General features: G+C 36.5%; 10 protein-coding genes and 1 pseudogene. 5 read left to right on the forward strand and 6 right to left on the reverse strand.

Going from position 1 to position 17210, the window contains the following annotated elements; genetic code table 11:
* Positions 1–9: 9 nt before the first annotated feature.
* Positions 10–783 carry a ParA family protein gene (locus FTV12_RS07245; protein ID WP_094069344.1) on the reverse strand — a complete coding sequence of 258 codons (774 nt, stop codon included), beginning with the start codon at positions 781–783 and terminating at the stop codon, positions 10–12.
* An 856-nt stretch (positions 784–1639) separates the two neighbouring features.
* Here FTV12_RS07245 and FTV12_RS07250 point away from each other — a divergent pair.
* Positions 1640–2812, forward strand: a complete 1173-nt coding sequence (locus FTV12_RS07250) for a replication initiation protein (protein WP_094069347.1) — start codon at positions 1640–1642, stop codon at positions 2810–2812.
* A gap of 485 nt (positions 2813–3297) precedes the next feature.
* Here FTV12_RS07250 and FTV12_RS07255 read toward each other — a convergent pair.
* From FTV12_RS07255 to FTV12_RS07275, 5 genes and pseudogenes are all read right to left on the reverse strand, one after another.
* Positions 3298–4409 (reverse strand): annotated as a pseudogene (locus tag FTV12_RS07255) (IS66 family transposase); the annotation flags it as partial.
* A 61-nt stretch (positions 4410–4470) separates the two neighbouring features.
* Positions 4471–4788 carry an IS200/IS605 family transposase gene (tnpA, locus tag FTV12_RS07260; protein WP_257229519.1) on the reverse strand — a complete coding sequence of 106 codons (318 nt, stop codon included), beginning with the start codon at positions 4786–4788 and terminating at the stop codon, positions 4471–4473.
* A 329-nt stretch (positions 4789–5117) separates the two neighbouring features.
* Positions 5118–8306, reverse strand: coding sequence for a tyrosine-type recombinase/integrase (locus FTV12_RS07265; protein ID WP_154320135.1), 3189 nt, complete (start codon positions 8304–8306; stop codon positions 5118–5120).
* Positions 8290–10560, reverse strand: a complete 2271-nt coding sequence (locus tag FTV12_RS07270) for a hypothetical protein (protein WP_070153152.1) — start codon at positions 10558–10560, stop codon at positions 8290–8292. Before FTV12_RS07270 ends, FTV12_RS07265 begins: the two co-directional genes overlap by 17 nt.
* Positions 10547–11251 carry a hypothetical protein gene (locus FTV12_RS07275; protein ID WP_094069346.1) on the reverse strand — a complete coding sequence of 235 codons (705 nt, stop codon included), beginning with the start codon at positions 11249–11251 and terminating at the stop codon, positions 10547–10549. The genes FTV12_RS07270 and FTV12_RS07275 overlap by 14 nt, the downstream gene beginning before the upstream one ends.
* A gap of 684 nt (positions 11252–11935) precedes the next feature.
* Here FTV12_RS07275 and FTV12_RS07280 point away from each other — a divergent pair.
* From FTV12_RS07280 to FTV12_RS07295, 4 genes are read left to right on the forward strand one after another with little or no spacing between them, the layout of a single operon-like run.
* Entirely contained in the window at positions 11936–13159 is a 1224-nt protein-coding gene (locus FTV12_RS07280) for an efflux RND transporter periplasmic adaptor subunit (protein ID WP_004974297.1), read from the forward strand.
* A gap of 10 nt (positions 13160–13169) precedes the next feature.
* Positions 13170–16253 (forward strand): efflux RND transporter permease subunit, encoded by a 3084-nt coding sequence (locus FTV12_RS07285; protein WP_180033826.1) that lies wholly within the window; start codon positions 13170–13172, stop codon positions 16251–16253.
* Complete coding sequence (locus FTV12_RS07290) at positions 16246–16569, forward strand: DUF3240 family protein (RefSeq protein ID WP_004974301.1); 324 nt, start codon at positions 16246–16248, stop codon at positions 16567–16569. Before FTV12_RS07285 ends, FTV12_RS07290 begins: the two co-directional genes overlap by 8 nt.
* Positions 16569–17039: a hypothetical protein gene (locus tag FTV12_RS07295; protein WP_228291711.1), complete on the forward strand. Its 471-nt coding sequence runs from the start codon at positions 16569–16571 to the stop codon at positions 17037–17039. Before FTV12_RS07290 ends, FTV12_RS07295 begins: the two co-directional genes overlap by 1 nt.
* The last annotated feature ends 171 nt before the right edge of the window (positions 17040–17210 follow it).

Genomic DNA, 17210 nt, shown 5'->3' on the forward strand with positions numbered 1-17210 from the left:
CTCTCAGGTTTAAACTTTCGCTACAATTTCATAAGCAAGGCTTTCAAAAGCCTTACGTACTTTTGAATTTTTTTCTACTTTCAAAAGTGGCTGTTGCAGAATTGCTGCTTGATTAACTTTAGTACTTTGAGGAATGGTAGTTTGTAAAATTTTTCCAACCTGTTTTAAAGCTTCATCCCGAATCAATTTACAAACATTCTGACGTTCATCATGTTTAATCAGTAAAGCGCCTAAAAGCTCTAAATCTGGATTAATACGTTTTATCTTTTCAAGATGGTTTAAAAGATCTGTTACCCCATACAGTCCATATTGTGATCCAGATTCGATAGGGATAATGACATGTGTTGATGATGCTAAGGCATTACTGGTTAATAGTTTAAGACTAGGTGGGCAATCAATTAATATGAAGTCGTAAAGATCTTTTAACAGTTCTAGCTTGATGCTTAATTCTTCTGAAGGACGAGGAGCTTCTTCTTTAAGCTGGTCTTCAGTTTTTCCTAAATTTAATGAGCCATAAATTAATGATACTTTTTCAAAGTTTGTTTCTTCTTGTAATGCATCAGCTAATAATGAAATATCACCAACGAGTAATTCTGCTGAAGTAACAACAATTTCGCTTGGATGTTGGATCCCAATGTGTAAACTTGCGTTTGCTTGAGGATCTAAATCAATGACTAAAACTTTATTGCCAAGATTTGCAAGTTCAGAGGCTAGATGTACAACGGTCGTTGTTTTGCCACATCCACCTTTGTGGTTAGCAACCGTAATAATTTTTGCAGACATACGTGTCAGATGCTTCCGTATTTGAATGTTTAACAATATAAATAACTTTCACTCATCATACTATAGTTTTTAAATTTATAAATCTTATTTATTTAGGTGTAAAACAACTTAAAAAACTAATTTTTAAATAAGCTAGCTTAATTAATAATTAGTATAATTATTTATTTAGCTAATTAATAATTAAGACTGTTTTTTTGCTATATAAAACAAATGCTTATAAGTTTAAAAGTGGAGGGCTTGTCACCGTAAAGTGGAAGGTTTGTCACTCAAAGGTGGAAGGTCTGTCACTCAAAGGTGGAAGGTCTGTCACTCAAAGGTGGAAGGTCTGTCACCGTAAAGTGGAAAGTTTGTCACAAGAGTGGAAGGTTTGTCACTACTATTTTTAAAAAGGTTATATTTTTTAAAAAACTCTTGCAAAAATAAATACTTAATTTGTTGATAAAGTTGGCTAAACAATCTTTAAGGGTGGAAGGTTTGTCACTATGTGTTAGCACCCTGTGGATAAATTTTTTTTATTGGATATTTCCTGATGATTATCTATTCATTTATACCTTTCAAATCTAATGAAAGGTGGAAGCCTTGTCACATCTAGGTTTCTATCTGACATAGCATACCTAAATTTGGAAGAAATAAGTGAAAATGGGTATTTTGAACTGTTAGTTTAGAGCTAAAGGTGGAAGGTCTGTCACTATATGGTGGAAATAATATATTTCATTCCACTTTAAGGACAATAAATCGTCAAAAATGCATATTTCTGATGACAAGCCTTCCACTCTTAGATTCTTGTGGTGAAAGTCTTGAAAGTTTTTCCACTTTTGTATATAAAAATAGAATTAAATATATAAATATCACGGTTATGACAGAATCAGAATCATTGCAAGAAGAATTGAATCATATTCCTTACTGTATAGGCAATATTCGTCATAATGGCGTTGTTAGCACTAGTAACCGCTTAATTCGCCCAATTGAGTTATCAGCCAATGAATATAAGGCGCTCCTATATGCAATGGCTGTTGCAAATTATAGTGAGAAAAATAGGGTAAATGGTGAAATCACAGAACAAACCTATATTTATCTGTATAAGGATGATTTGGCAGATTTACTAGGATTGAATAAACGCAATTCGATTAATGTTGCAATAGACCGGATTTATAAAGAACTTTCATCTAGGGTGGCTCATTTTATTATTGAGGAACCTACTGATGATGGTAAGAGAAAGACTAAAAAAGTACATTCTGTCGTTCCTATTATCCGTGAGTTAAGATGGGAAGATGATTCTAAAAATGCCATTCAGATTCGTTTTACCAGTGAGGTGTTACCGTATTTCACGCAGTTGGCTGGGGGGAATTTCACCACCTATCAATTGAAACATCTGTTTGCCTTGGATTCTGTTGCTAGTATGAGTCTTTATACGTATTTCATTAAAAATGAATTCAAGTACGCAAGCCAAAAGAGTTATGAAGTCCCAATGCTTTTAGAAAACTTGAAAGCTCTGATTGATATTAATGAAACTAAATATGATCGCTGGGTAGATTTTAGACGCTATGTATTAGATAAAATAGTTGCAGAAATTAACGAAAATACAGATCTACAACTAGAGTATGAAACCATAAAAAAAGGGCGCCCAATTGTGGGGGTGAATTTTAAACTGCATCAGCGTATTACTGATAAAACACTAAATGAAACTGCTGTAATTGAAAAAATTTATCTTGATGTTCCATTTGAAGAGAATGCATTAGTAAAAGAATTGGGGGCAAAATTCGATACGAATGTACGTTCCTGGTACATTTTTAATAATGATGAAAAGTATTCGCAGTTCAAGAAGTGGTTTAAAAAAATTGGTTGTCTCACTGACTCTCAAGCAAATATTGTTATTAATGACACTTTATTCCAAATGGATTTTGCTGAAGTTGGTATGAGCTTGAATGACTTTAAACGTAATATGAAGCATAAACTAAAAAATAATCCGGAATTTGTACAAAGTATTCGTGATAGGCTGAATGATATTTTTGGTAAAGAGCTTGTCTAAGGAAAAGTGTAGCAACTTGCTACACATTTTTTAATGTATCACTGAAGAATTCAAGTACTAAGAAAATTGGATACAAAATATCTGTGTGTATAGCTGAATGAAAAATAGTTAAAAGAATAGATATTATTTTTAGATTTTACACTTTTGTTGTTCCTCATATATTTTTGCAGAAAAAAGTTTTTCAGTGCTCAAAAAATGGTGTGGTTAAGATAGGGAGATCAACCAAGTTTTAAGTATATAGAGTAATTTAGATAAAAAATTACTAAATATTTTTATAGCCTTTGTATAAAGCAGCGGATCATGAAAACTATTAAAATAGCCTAAGCTTATTAGCTTTGTTGTAAAAATTTACTCTGAGATGCTTCTTAAGCTAGATATTTGATGCTGTTGCGTCTAGCCACAAATGATAAGCTAAAGACCGTTTTAGCTAAAGATGATGACGATCAACTTGGCGATACCATTGATTTGTAAGTATCCTCTAAACTCTATGCCAATCTTTTAATTTGGATCACTTTGTATGTCGGCAACTTTTGCAGTACACCATTTAAATAGGCATACAGATCTAGACCATTCAACTTTGCTGACTGGATCAATGTCATGATGTTAGCAACTCGCTGACCACTGCGCAGTGATCCAACATACAACCAGTTCTTACGACTTAAAGCCCAAGGGTGCATTTGGTTCTCCACCAAATCATTGTAAATAGATAGATTACCATCATCTGAATAGCGGCTTAAGGCTTGCCAGCGCTTTAGAGTGTAATTGATTGCCTTAGCGGTGGTAGAACTTGATGGCACCATCAGATGATGTTGGTTGAGCAATTCATATAGTTGTTGCATCACTGGTTGACTATGCCGTTGCCGGTATTCGCAGCGTTGTTGCGCTGTACCGTCGGTCTTGTGCCTTAACTCTGCTTCTATCGCATACAATTTCTGAATCAGCACCAGTGCCTGTTCAGCAATCTGACTTTTCCCAGTGATATGCAGTTCATGGAATTTACGACATGCATGTGCCATGCAACCTACTTCAATGATCTGACCTGATTTGAAATGTGCTTTATAACCACTGTAATCATCACAGACCAGATGTCCCTGCCAGCCATTCAGGAATTCTTCTGCATGCAGACCTGAACGGTTTCTTGAAAGTCATAGATCACCCCCTTGCTGCAGCACCACCTGTTTTAAGGCATTGACCAGAGGTTCAAGTGTCTACACCACAGCGACCAATCCAATCTGACAGGGTGGATCTAGATAGATCTACACCTGCGCGCAGAAAGATCTGTCGCTGACGATACAGCGGTAAGTGATCAGCATATTTGGATACCAGCACATGGCTAAGTAACTCAAGTGTCGCAATACATTTATCGATCACATAGGCAGGCATCGTTTGCTGAGTCAGGGTGTCACATTGATCACAAACCCATTTACCACGCACATGCTGTTCTTTATAGAACTGCGCTGGTCTGAAATTCAATTTTTCACTGATATTCGCCGATACGACGCAGTGTGCACCCACAGATGTATTGCGTTGATGCAGATTCATGCTCAATACGTACGGTTGCTAAATGATCTGGGAGTAGTCGACGTTTATGTTTATTTATCCAATGAGCCGTAAAACACCCTCATTTATGGAGGTGATATAAGGCTCGATTTTTAATTCTAATGAGGTGATTGTTGTTGCTCGATGTATTGTTTAATAATTTCTAATGGCGCACCACCGCAACTTGAAGCAAAGTAACTTGGCGACCATAAAGAATCACCCCAAAGTTTGTTTTTAATTTCAGGAAAGTCTTTTCTAAGGTGGCGACTAGATAGACCTTTTAAGCTATTCACTAAATTTGAAATAGCAACTTTTGGTGGGTAATTAATTAATAAATGAACATGATCATCCTCCCCATTAAATTCAATCAATACAGCATCAAAATCCAAAGCCCGATATTGGCAATAGTCACCAACATAATATACATTAAATTGTATAAATTGCTGTGTATATAAGTACAATGAAATAAACAACTTACGTTTTCAAATATTTTTTATTGGAATTAATTTTTATTAAGATCGTTTAATTGTGGTCACATAAGTTTTTAAAAATTTACCAAATTATCACCAACATAATTTTGTGATGATTAATTAGGTAAACCGAATGGTAAAAAATCAGGTTGATGGAATTATATATGGCCAGCCTAGGCTTTTATCAGCATTAATTAACTGTATAACCCCCAAAAAAAATTAAAACAGACACTCACCATTAAAACTTAGGTGTAGCACGAGAGTTAAGCAGTATCCGTTACGATGATTTATTGAAGTCATTTTATTTCTAACTGCAATTGAGCAGGCCTACCAATGCAAGCCAGATGTAAACAAAATTTAAAAGCCGGTAGTGCTTTGCCTTGTTTTAAGGAATATAGCTGTAAGCGTGCATTATTTTCTTTTGTTGTTGGGTAACCTTCTAGTTTCTGATTTGCCTTGGCAAGTTTGAGTAGATTCGGCGTAATTTCTTTGTTTAAAAAATTAACCATATCTATTCCAAGTAAATGCCACATGTTGGCAGGAAACAGATCTTTGGCCGCATAGTAGAATTTTTCCAGATTCTGAATATTTTTCCGCGTTGAATGTAAACCTGTATGTGAAGCAGTTACGTGATTAATAAAGAATTCTAAGACATACCTAATATTTTCAGGTGACTTTTGATAGCAGGCTTGTAGATAGTTAAAAAAATGTGTGACCAATAAAAGGTCCTCATTAGTATCAATCATTGACGGTTTGATGTATTGCAGTTCGGTTATATGAAAAAGTCTTGGATTGTTTTTTCTAGATTTAAGTTGTTTGAGTTGGATTGCATTGTCATACCAATACTTGATGAGCTCATGAGATAGGCAAAGTTCTTGTGCTACGCGCTCCGTATCATATTTGTATAACTCTAATAAGCAGAGTGCCTTATAAAATAGATCAAGATCGATTTTAGATTCTGGAGTCGCGACAAAATAGTCAAAAATACAATGTTCTTGCGTTTGATTTACCTCTAATTCTGCATGTAGTGTGTGAGCATTGCTCGCTATCCATTTTTCTTGATTGTTTAGAAGGAGTTTACAGAGCGTTGTAGCATGCATTTCAAAATTGAATTCAGACTGATCATTGAGCGATTTTAGAAAATGTAACTCTTGTGTTGAATTGCTTATCCCCAGCATTTTCTTAACCAAACCATTGCTTAGTAATGGGCGATATTTGGAAAATTGATAACCTGCAATAAAGTAAGCTACATGAATATAACTTTTAAAGGTCTCGATGGGTTCGAGATGCCCCAAAAGATGTGCGATGATAATCCAATGATTTTGATCAATTGAATTACGTAATAACTCAGCCCTGAGCTGATTATATTCAACTTCCGTATAGTCTGTGAGGCTATCAGACAAAAAATGATAATCACATTTAAAAATTAATGCTAAATGATTTGCTGCAGAATGTCTAAATGAATGAAATGTATAGTGATGTTGCTTGAATAACTGATCCATAAAATTTTTAAAGGGTGCAGTCAGCATGTGCTGGCTGAGTTTCTTATTCTCATTGAACTGACTGAATAAATAATCATTCGGTTTTTTTGTTAACCGCTGTTTGACAACATATTGATGAAATTGTTGATACTCAGATGCTTTGAGTAAGCAATACACGGGCACGCTACGTTGCGCGCTGTCAGTCTTTAATCTGTGTTCATTGCCTATTTTTTCTGACCCATATGGCTTGACCAATAATGATATTCTGTTTAATCCTTCAGTATCTTTGATACGTAAACCAATCATTTCATTAATTCGCATCCCAGTTCTGTAAGCAAGCGTATAAATAAGACTAAGATTTTCATAGTCATGTTGAGAGATGATATTTTGTAGATGTGCTTGTTGAAGTTTTTTGATTAACAGTTGAAATGTGACTGGGCTGATAATACGTGTGCGTGGTCTGGTTTGTTGATCCAGCGTCTCTAAAGTGAATGCTGGGGCATCGAATAGTTGTTCTTGAAATTGATGAAAACGTTTGAGTGTTTTTACAATTTGAGCAGCCGATTTTTTAACAGTATCTTCGAGCAGACTTTCAGCAATACAGTTATTTTGATAAATCTGTGCATATATTTTTTGCAGGCGTGTTTCTTCATCGTCCTCAGAAAATTGATATTGTAAAGAATAGATTAGCCAAGGCTCACCAATTCGAGTGTAGTATGTGTAAATTGAGCTTTTGGCTAACTGGCTATTGTTGGAAATGATTTTAGCAAAAATTGTAGCGCAAAAATCAAATCTCTGAGCTAGCAGATCTATATCTTCTTGAGGTGGTTTAAAGAGACTAATTAACCACAGGGTGATTCGTTTACTGTATTCATTAAAGAGTTTTGCATTCTCCATACAATAATCGATCATGAGTTGATAGATTGGGGCATCTGTTTGGCGAAGACGAATAATTTTTAATAAGTCTTTATGAATTTTTAGTACATCTTTTAGTGCATCTTGCTCATGATGCAAATAAACAGTTTGTGGAGGTAAATTCTTAGACTGATGAATGACTTCAGTAGTGAGCTCATGCTTATATTTAAATTTTGGTTGCACAAAACGCTCAAACTCTTGTTCGGGTAAACCACAACTGAGTAAATTCCCGATGAGGCATTCAGAGAGCGCCGGATCTATATCTACGTTGGGAAGCTGTAACCAGTTGTAGCGAGCATGCTGAAGTAAATGCGATAAGCTATTTTTTTTAAACTTTTTCTTTATTTTTCGAAAGATATACTCAAGATAGCCCTCTACGGGAAGATGAACATGTCGAATATCTCTCAGATTAAAATGTATTAGCCACAGACGTGTGACGGGGTCTGGAATAAAATTTCTAGATTTTCGAACAGTATATTCATCAATAAAAATATCGCCATAATGATTAGAATGGGATTCTAAAAAAAGAATATTAAGGTCTTTATAATGGCGTACTTTTACTGGATTTCTGAGGTGTTCAAGCAAGGCATTAAGTTCAGCTTTTTCATTTAAGCCACCAAATAGAATGGCAGACAATATAATATTGCCCACGATTTCCTCATTTGAGAATGAGTCACAGCTTTCAGCCAATTCCCAATAATTATAAAGCTGTTGTACGAGGTCATTTATTTCATGACCATCGGCATTCCAGCTCATGGTCACGATAGGCTTATCTCTTTTAATATCTAAAACAGCATGAGGCAGCTCTAAATCCAAGCGATGCTGAGCATTTAACTCTTTGATGTAATCTTCAAAAAAATCATATGCAAACTTGATCCACTTTTTACTCGTAGAGTTTTTCTTGATGTGGCTATAAACCTCGCCGTAATCACCTAGCAAATGTGGATTCTGATCAAACTGCTGTTCTGAAAAATATTTGCGGAGTGAAGCATGAACTTCATTTTGAATTTTTTGTTCATTTAATTGTCGAGTAAGTTCTCGTTTCTTTTCGGCAAACAGTTGATCTGCTTTTTTAAGCGATGAGGACATTTAAATTCACTCCAATAATTTCAAAATATTCCTGCATTTCATTTAAATGTGTTGCGAGCGCGCGATATTGGTTCAGAGACAAACTAGAAAATGGATGTGCGGCTTCCTGTTGGAAGGCTTCATGTCCAAAAAGTGCAAGTATTAAAGGCTCGGGGATTTGTTTGTTGGTGAGAAAGGCACGTGTTGTATGGCGGTGCCAGTTGGGATGTGCTAACCCAACTTCAGGATGAAAGTCACGCACATTGGAAGGTGTAAGCGGAGTGAGTGTGCCATTTTGTAAAAGATTTAACAGAGGCTGTTCATTATTAAATATGGCATCAATTTGGGCTGAGATTTCGCGGTTAATCGCCATGTAATGTTGTTGGATATGTTCGAGGAAACGAAGATATTTCTTTAATTCACCGATGAGAAATGCACAAAGTGGAATCAAGCGTCCAAAGCCACGTCTACCACCGACCTCTTTGTCAGACAGCATAATTGTCTGTTGCTGAAAACTTATATTATTCAAAAAACCTGGAAAGTCCCGAACAGGTCGTGCAGCGGTAAACAAAAGTAGGATATGCCACATCCAAATGCTATAAGCATTAAAACTTTCTACCCAGTCGTTATCTGAAGTCGTATAAATTTTGGTGTAAAGATAGAAAAGGATGTCCTTTATGACATTTTTACTTGGTGCTTTTTGGCTACCAAAGCAGATGGACTGATCACTATAGACAATATCACCGTAGTCATTTTCAGCGAGCTGTGTACATAGTTCAGATAAAACTTTGACATAATTTTTTTGTAATTTATTTACATTGTAATGGCAGTAAGAGCTTGAAGAAGAGTGACTTGCATCTACACCAGTGATGATGTCAGCAAGTTGCCTATTGCCTGTTTTTTGCAAAATAACATGATGCAGTAATGAGCTAGTTTTTGATAAGTTCAGCTGAGGAATTTTGACTTCATCTTTTATTATTCTAATTTTTTTCTTTAGCTCATCTTCAGTGATGATTGGTTCTGCTTTGATACGATCAATAAAGTGATTTGGGATAGGGATATCTAAATGAACGGTGTTATTGATCAGTGACTCCGGATATTCAAACGTTGCATCTTCAAAAATGCTGAATTTGGTTGAGAGATAGTATTGGTCACTTTGCAATTTAATGACTTGGCGATGATTTAATCTTTTTACACGCCTTTTTTGAAAATTTAACCAGTCTTTAAAGCCAACGCCTGTGATTAAGCAAAGTAATACAACGAGCACGCTTTTATCATTATGTTTTTTATCATCATGATACAGGTATGTAATTAGGTCAGAAATAGTATAAACACTTGGGAGTAAACAACTTGCAGTGAGCAAATGATCTTGTCGTTGCATATGTTTTGGAATTAACGAAAGTGCCATACGTTGGGCATTTTTAGAATGTCTGGCAAGTGGTGTAATCTGATCTGCTTGAACAATAACAGAGGGGTCTTCTTGCTCGTCAAGGGCTTGCTCATTAGCTAAACCTCTATTACTTTTTTTAGTCTCAATGATTTCGTTAATAGTTCCATCGGTATCCCATGTACGATATTGCAGTTTACTATCTACACTTGATTTGGCAATTTTTGGACGGCTTTTTAGTACATAATTGAATGCAATACGTAATTCATCACAGAAATTTTTCTGAAAATCATTTAGTTCTTGATCTGCTTCAGGTTGAAGAGCAGACTCTACAAATTGCTCTAATGATAGAAATAAAGCAGGGAATTTAAGAGTTAAGAATGCTTGATAATCTAATGCGTGAGCATCTTTTTTTTTTGCAAAAAAAGACTTGTTTGCAACGCGGAAACGCTGAAATAAGCGCTTAATCGTATTGAGATGCTCTGTATGTTGTTTTTCAAATAAATCTGGTTTGATCTGCGGCAATGCTAATAAATATAGTGCTGCTTTAAGGACGAGCACATTCCAGGTGAGTAGTTCCGTGTGCGCATGATAAATGCTGGCAATACTGTTGATGTAATACGTGATTGGGGAATCACCAATTTTAGATTTTCTAGACGCTTGGAGAGTAGCGGGAATGCGAGGTGGTGAACTTGTAGAAATATCAGATTCAATCTCACTGAGAACAAGCCCCTTAAGATAATCTGAGCAGTCATGGTAAACCAATAGATCTGCGATAAAGTTAATATGTGCATGAAGACACAAATCCTCTGCATTAAAAAGCTTTTTTAATAAGTCTGATAATAAAATTTTGGGTTGAGGAAGGGGCTTAGTTTCACTTTCGTGCATATGAACAATTCCAAAAATCTGTTGGATTTGGTGAAAAATCATTTTGATTTAAATAATGATCGACGACTTTTGATTGCTTGCTGACTTCGTCAAGTAGATGCTGGCGACGTGCATGGATTTTTCTGTTTCTATTGTGGAGTTGTGTATGGCTAAAATTGAGTAACTTACCAAGCCCCTCAAGACTGAGCGTTTTATGTGCTTTGAATGAATGTAAGCGATTAAAGTCGAGTAAAACTTCAGTCGAAATATATCGGTTGATCGCTTGCTGAAGATGCTGCGGATTTAAATTGTGTATATCAAAAGTATTTGCTTGCAAAAAACTTAAGAATTCAAAGCTTGCATAGTGTTTGAGTTGTTGTTGTAAGTTGGCATCAGGTGGGAACGTATATACATGTAATTCCTGAGGTGAAGGCGGAAGCTTCATGTGATGCAGGTACAAATCAAAATTATCAGCGATCCAGAAATTGGATATTCCTGCTATAGACCAAACATTGAGTTTGTTTGATGCTAAACGAAAATGAGAAGTTAATCGTAGAGCTCGAAAGGCCATGTGATAGCAGTGATGAATGCCAGCAAAATCTGGATGAGTGTTTAATGCGAGTTTAGAAAGATCTCGCTTGAAGATAATTTTGGGGTTATCAAAATTAAATGAACATTCAGAAGTTACTTGTTTACGCGTTCCACGGCACATATTTAGATTATTAAAATATAACTATGATACATTTCTACTATTTAACTGTTTACTTTTCAAGTAATCTAACGGTATTTATTGTGTAAGTGTAGAAAAGTAGACACAATTTATAGTTTTGGTGTGCATAATTTAATTTGGTTCTATTTTTATTAGTAATATTTTTAAGCTATTACCGAGGTTGGGATTGATTGATTGTATGGCTGTGATTCCTGCTACAAAGTAGTAAAAGTTAGATCATAAAAATACCCCAACCTTGGCAAGGTCACCGAGATTTATTCCATTAAATGACCTTAATTATAAGTATATGATTTGATTACTGGTATATAGTTTTTGGTGGAGTAAAATTTTGATCAATTTAGATCATTTAATGTGGTTTTGGTCACTTCATTTTAGACATTTTAGTTTATAAAAGTCACCTATGTTTTGATGCTGATTTTCGTGAGAAATAATAACAATATATAGTTTAATATAATGATTATTAATAATTTATAAATCGACTACAACATGTAGTAGCGAAGATGCTCAAAATGCACTTACTACGTAACATCAGTTAAATAAAAGTCTCCCACAAACCCAATACGGTTCACTTGGGCCTATGCAGTCTGAAATAGGTTTATAAACTTAATCTGATCTTAAGAACTTAATCTTAGCTTTGTAGAGAAAATCTCTTGAAGGATGAAACGAGTGGATCAGCGAGTAGATGTACTAAATTTTAAAAAACTATTATATCTAATGAGCGTCTTGATCTTGATTAGCCTTGGGCTATGGTGGGGAAGTAAGCTGCTCTCGAATAAAAATATAGAGGCTAAAGTAGAGAGACAGGTTTCAGAGGCTGAGAGGAGTCCTGAAGTCTCAGAGCAACAAATCTTAATTTCTTCAAAACAAATTGAGCAAGTTGGGATCAAATTACACACATTAGGTGCTTCTTCTACTAACATACAAAAACAAATTATTTTACAAGGGCAAGTACAGTGGTCACCAGAAAGCAAAGTTGTACTGACTAGTCCTGTTTCAGGAATGGTGCAGCAAGTTTTGGTACAACCCTTGGCAGAAGTTACCCGGAATCATCATGTACTTGCTGTACATAGTCCAGATTTAATTCAGATTCAAAATGAAATATTGCAGCTTCGTGCTCAACAACAATTAGCCCAGCAAAATTTAACACGTGAACGTAGCTTATATGCTGAAGGCATTATTGCCGAGAAGCGTGTGCAAGAGGCACAGAATCAAGTACAGCGTCTTAATATTAACTTAGGTGCAAAACAGCGAATGCTGCAATTTATGGGAGGAGGGCAGGTAAATAGTCTAAATTCCATTGTCTATGTTAAAAGCCCAACAAGTGGTTATATAGAAAACTTACAGGTTTCTACAGGTCAGTATGTTGAGGCTGGTACAGTATTAGGTCAACTTGTAAACGCTGATTCACCGTTACAATTGTTATTACAAGCTAATTTAGCTGACAGTAAATATGTGCATATTGGGGATGTTGTTCAGGTTGAAGGTTGTGATATTACAGGGCATATACAAAATATCGCTCCAGCACTTGTAGGGAATACACAAACTCAAAATATCATCGTACAAATGGATACCAAACATAATTGTTTGCGGGTGCAACAATTTGTCAAAGTTCATGTTCAAAGTAAGCAGCCAACAGTAATTGCAGCATGGCCAGTACCAAGTACTGCCATAACCTCACAAGATGGTAAACACATTATTTTTGTTAAAAATCAGAAGGGGTTTGAAGCTGTAACGGTTGAAGTTCTATCAGCTGATCAGCAGCAAAGTTATATTACAGCTGAAAAATTAAAACCCAAAATGCAACTTGCTATCAGTGGTGTAGAGCGTCTCAAGGCGGTGTGGTCTGGCTTTGGTGCAGAGCAAGCACCTATTAGCACTACAGAACGTTGAGGTGAGACATATGTTAAAACGTCTTATCGCCTTTTCACTTAGTCAGCGCATTTTAATATTATTGCTCACATTGGCGATCAGTGTGGCAGGCTACATTGCTTTTACGAAACTACCAATTGATGCTTTTCCTGATGTGTCAAGTACGCAAGTACAAATTGTGATGAAATCGCCCGGCATGACGCCCGAAGAGGTGGAAAGCCGTATTGTTGTACCCATTGAACAAGAAATGTTGGGAATATCTCATCAGACAGTAATGCGTTCGCAATCTAAATACGCGATTGCGATTATCACATTAGACTTTGCTGAAGGCACTGACCCTTATTGGGCTAGACAACAGGTGAATGAACGTTTAAGTAATGTGATGTCTGCATTACCAAGTAGTACGTCAGGTGGAATTGCACCCATGACGACCCCATTAGGTGAATCTTTTATGTTTACCTTACATGGGCCACTCAGTGATATGGAAAAACGAACTCTACTTGATCGGGTGGTTCGTCCACAACTTCGTAAAATTGAAGGGGTCGCCGATGTTAACGCTTTGGGGGGACTTGTTCGTACATTTGAAGTGACCCCTAATTTAGAGGCCCTGGCGGCACGAGGCTTATCTTTAACACAGCTACAACAGGCAATCGAGCTAAATAATGCCAGTGATGGTGCTGGGCGGCTTAATGAAAATGGAGAGTCATTACTGATCCGAAGCGATAGCCGCGTCAGAAACCTTGAAGAGTTAGGCGATATTATTGTTTCTAGCCATCAAGGAACATTGGTGCGGGTTAAAGATGTTGCACAGGTACATACTGGAGCACTCACACGCTATGGTGCAGTGACTGAAAATGGCCAAGGTGAGGCTGTCCAAGGTATTGTATTAACTTTAAAAGGTGCGAATGCACGTCAAGTCGTTCAACATGTTCGTGAGCATTTGTCCGACATTGAAAAAACTCTGCCACAGGGTACAACGATTGAACCATTTTATGATCGTGGTGAGTTGGTAAACCGAGCCATTCATACCGTAAGTAAAACGTTATTAGAAGCTATTGTCTTAGTCTTGATTTTACTTTTATTGTTCTTAGGAAACCTAAGGTCTGCTTTAGTGGTTGCGGCAGTTTTACCATTATCTGCACTAAGTACTTTTTTGATGATGCACCATTTTGGTTTAAGTGCCAATTTAATGTCTTTAGGTGGTTTGACGATTGCGATTGGTTTATTAGTGGATGCTGCAGTTGTAGTGGTTGAAAATATTGAAATGCAACTTGCTGAAGCAAAAGAGTCACCGCAACGTTCTTTTTTACCGCCATTAAATATGATTTACCGCGCAGTGTCTGAGGTTGCAGTACCAGTCACAGCAGGCATGATCATTATTATGTTAGTGTTTATTCCATTGGTCACGCTTGAAGGATTGGAAGGGAAGCTCTTTTCACCTGTGGCTTTAACAATTGTATTTGCTTTATCAAGTTCACTAATTTTTTCTTTGACAGTGATTCCTGTACTGTGTTCATTCTTTCTAAAACCGAAAGCACATCACACACCCTTTTTAGTAGCTAAATTAGAAACTGGTTACCGAAAACTTTTGAATCTGAGTTTAGCCCATCCTAAACAGATTTATGTCTTAGCAGGTGGTACCTTACTTCTGGCTGCATTGATTTTCCCATTCATTGGAAAGTCATTTATGCCAACCATGGATGAGGGAGATACTATTTTACAGTTAGAAAAAATCCCTTCGATTAGCTTACAAAACTCAATTGCATTAGATCTGGATATTCAAAAACGTATTTTGGAACAAGTGCCTGAAGTTGAAAGAATTGTGGCACGTACAGGTTCTGATGAATTGGGATTAGACCCTATGGGGTTAAATGAAACAGATAGTTTCATTGTGCTAAAACCACAAACGCAATGGCAAGTCAAAAATAAAGAGCAAATTTTAGAAAAAATTCGTCTTGTACTTCAAGATGTTCCTGGCGTGAACTTAACATTTAGTCAACCCATAGAGATGCGCACTTCAGAAATGTTGTCTGGAGTACGAGGAGATTTGGCTGTCAAAATTTTTGGAAGTGATTTAGACCAGCTTAATGATTTATCAAAGCAAATTGTAATAGTTCTACAAGGCATTGAAGGCAATGAAGATGTCATGACACTCGAAAATTCGGGAGTACAGTATCAAGAGCTGCGAATCCATCGTGATATGGCTATACGAAATCAATTGGACAGTCAAAATGTTCAAGCCCAACTCAAGATGCTCGTGGAAGGCAAAGAAATAGGTTCCATTATTGAACAGGGGCGCCCTGTTCCATTAATGATGAAAGGGGATCCACGTTTGGGAGAGTCGAGTTTTGAATTTTCCAATATTGCCTTGCCAATTGAGAATGCAGCTGCAGTGCCATTGTTATCTTTAGCAGAAGTGGTTAAGACTGAGGGTGTCGTAAAAATTGATCGTGAAAATGCATCACGAATGTCAGTGGTACGTGCCAACGTACGTGATCGTGATTTAGTTAGTTTTGTAGATGAAGCAAAACAATTGGTTGCAGAGAAAGTCAAGTTACCAACCGGCTACTCACTCAAATGGGGGGGGCAATTTGAAAACCAACAACGTGCGGCTGCTCGCTTAATGCTTGTTGTACCTGCTGCATTAACAATGATCTTCTTTTTACTATTTACGACTTTGGGTTCGGTGCGTCAAGCCGTATTGGTTTTCGTCAATATTCCCTTTGCGTTAGTCGGTGGAGTATTTGCATTAGCATTAACAGGTGAGTATTTATCTGTTCCTGCATCAGTTGGTTTTATTGCCTTGATGGGGATTGCTGTACTGAATGGTTTAGTGATGATTAGTTATTTTAATCAACTGATTTCTCGTGGTGTTGCAATTGAGGAAGTTGTTCGTGAAGGTGCTATGCGCCGTTTACGTCCAGTCATGATGACCGCGAGTATTGCAGCTTTAGGTTTGATCCCATTGTTATTTACTACTGGCCCTGGTGCCGAGATTCAACGTCCATTGGCGATAGTTGTGATTGGAGGGCTTATTTCTTGTACTTTGCTGACTCTGATTTTACTTCCTAACTTGTTTAAAAAATTTGGTTTAGCGCGAGATCATCATGTCTGAAATATGCCAACTCTCTATTAACGTGTCCTCTGATATTGCTGAAGAACTTATGGAGCATTTGTGGTTAATTCCTGAGTTGATTTCAGGGTGTACTTGTGTCAACGCACAAGGGTTTGGTAATCGCCAACATTATCGTAATGTTCAGGAAAAAATTCGCGGAGCAACTGAACGGAATCTTATATTGCTGATTGTACAACACGAATCTGTATCATTGGTTTTGGCGCATATTCAGCAAAAATTTAAATCAAGTGATTGTTTTTATTGGGTCATACCTACATTAATTTCTGGTTATATGAGCCAAGGAGCACTTGACTAATGACATTAAATATCAAATTTAAATCAACACTTCTAGGCCAAATTTGGTATCTGTTTGGGTTGGGCTATTGTTTTACAGTGGCTTCGACAGCAATTGCAAAACCTCAACTTGAAGCTGCTTTGCCACCACTTGAAGCAGTACAACAGAGTCTAGTAGAACATCCGAATGTGCGTGCTGCAATATCAGAGCAAGATTATGCAGACTTTGCCCGACAAGGATTAAAAGTAGGGCAAAATCCGTGGACTGTTACAGCCGGTATGCAAGTACGTAAGACGGATACACAACTAGAGCGAAAACAAGCCAATAGTTATGAACCTAGTTTGGGGATAGAAAAACAAATACGTTTGCCTAATAAATACCGGCTAGATCAAGATCTAGCACAACGTATTTCAAGTATTGCAGAAACCCCAACCTTGGCAATAGTCACCAACATAATTTACATTAAATTGTATAAATTGCTGTGTATATAAGTACAATAACATCAATAACTTACGTTTTAAAATATTTTTATTGGAATTAATGTTTATTAAGATCGTTTAATTTTGGTCACATAAGTTTTTAAAAATTTACCAAATAATCACCAACATAATTTTGTGATGATTAATTAGGTAAACCGAATGGTAAAAAATCAGGTTGATGGA

The organism is Acinetobacter sp. YH12233, from assembly GCF_013417725.1.
Taxonomy (GTDB): domain Bacteria; phylum Pseudomonadota; class Gammaproteobacteria; order Pseudomonadales; family Moraxellaceae; genus Acinetobacter.

What these genes read in the sequence shown, in the direction of transcription:
- FTV12_RS07250 (WP_094069347.1), top strand. Translation starts at nt 1,640, where the DNA reads ATGACAGAATCAGAATCATTGCAAGAAGAATTGAATCATATTCCTTAC.
- FTV12_RS07275 (WP_094069346.1), bottom strand. Translation starts at nt 11,251, where the DNA reads ATGTGCCGTGGAACGCGTAAACAAGTAACTTCTGAATGTTCATTTAAT.
- FTV12_RS07285 (WP_180033826.1), top strand. Translation starts at nt 13,170, where the DNA reads ATGTTAAAACGTCTTATCGCCTTTTCACTTAGTCAGCGCATTTTAATA.
- FTV12_RS07270 (WP_070153152.1), bottom strand. Translation starts at nt 10,560, where the DNA reads ATGCACGAAAGTGAAACTAAGCCCCTTCCTCAACCCAAAATTTTATTA.
- FTV12_RS07295 (WP_228291711.1), top strand. Translation starts at nt 16,569, where the DNA reads ATGACATTAAATATCAAATTTAAATCAACACTTCTAGGCCAAATTTGG.
- FTV12_RS07265 (WP_154320135.1), bottom strand. Translation starts at nt 8,306, where the DNA reads ATGTCCTCATCGCTTAAAAAAGCAGATCAACTGTTTGCCGAAAAGAAA.
- FTV12_RS07290 (WP_004974301.1), top strand. Translation starts at nt 16,246, where the DNA reads ATGTCTGAAATATGCCAACTCTCTATTAACGTGTCCTCTGATATTGCT.
- FTV12_RS07245 (WP_094069344.1), bottom strand. Translation starts at nt 783, where the DNA reads ATGTCTGCAAAAATTATTACGGTTGCTAACCACAAAGGTGGATGTGGC.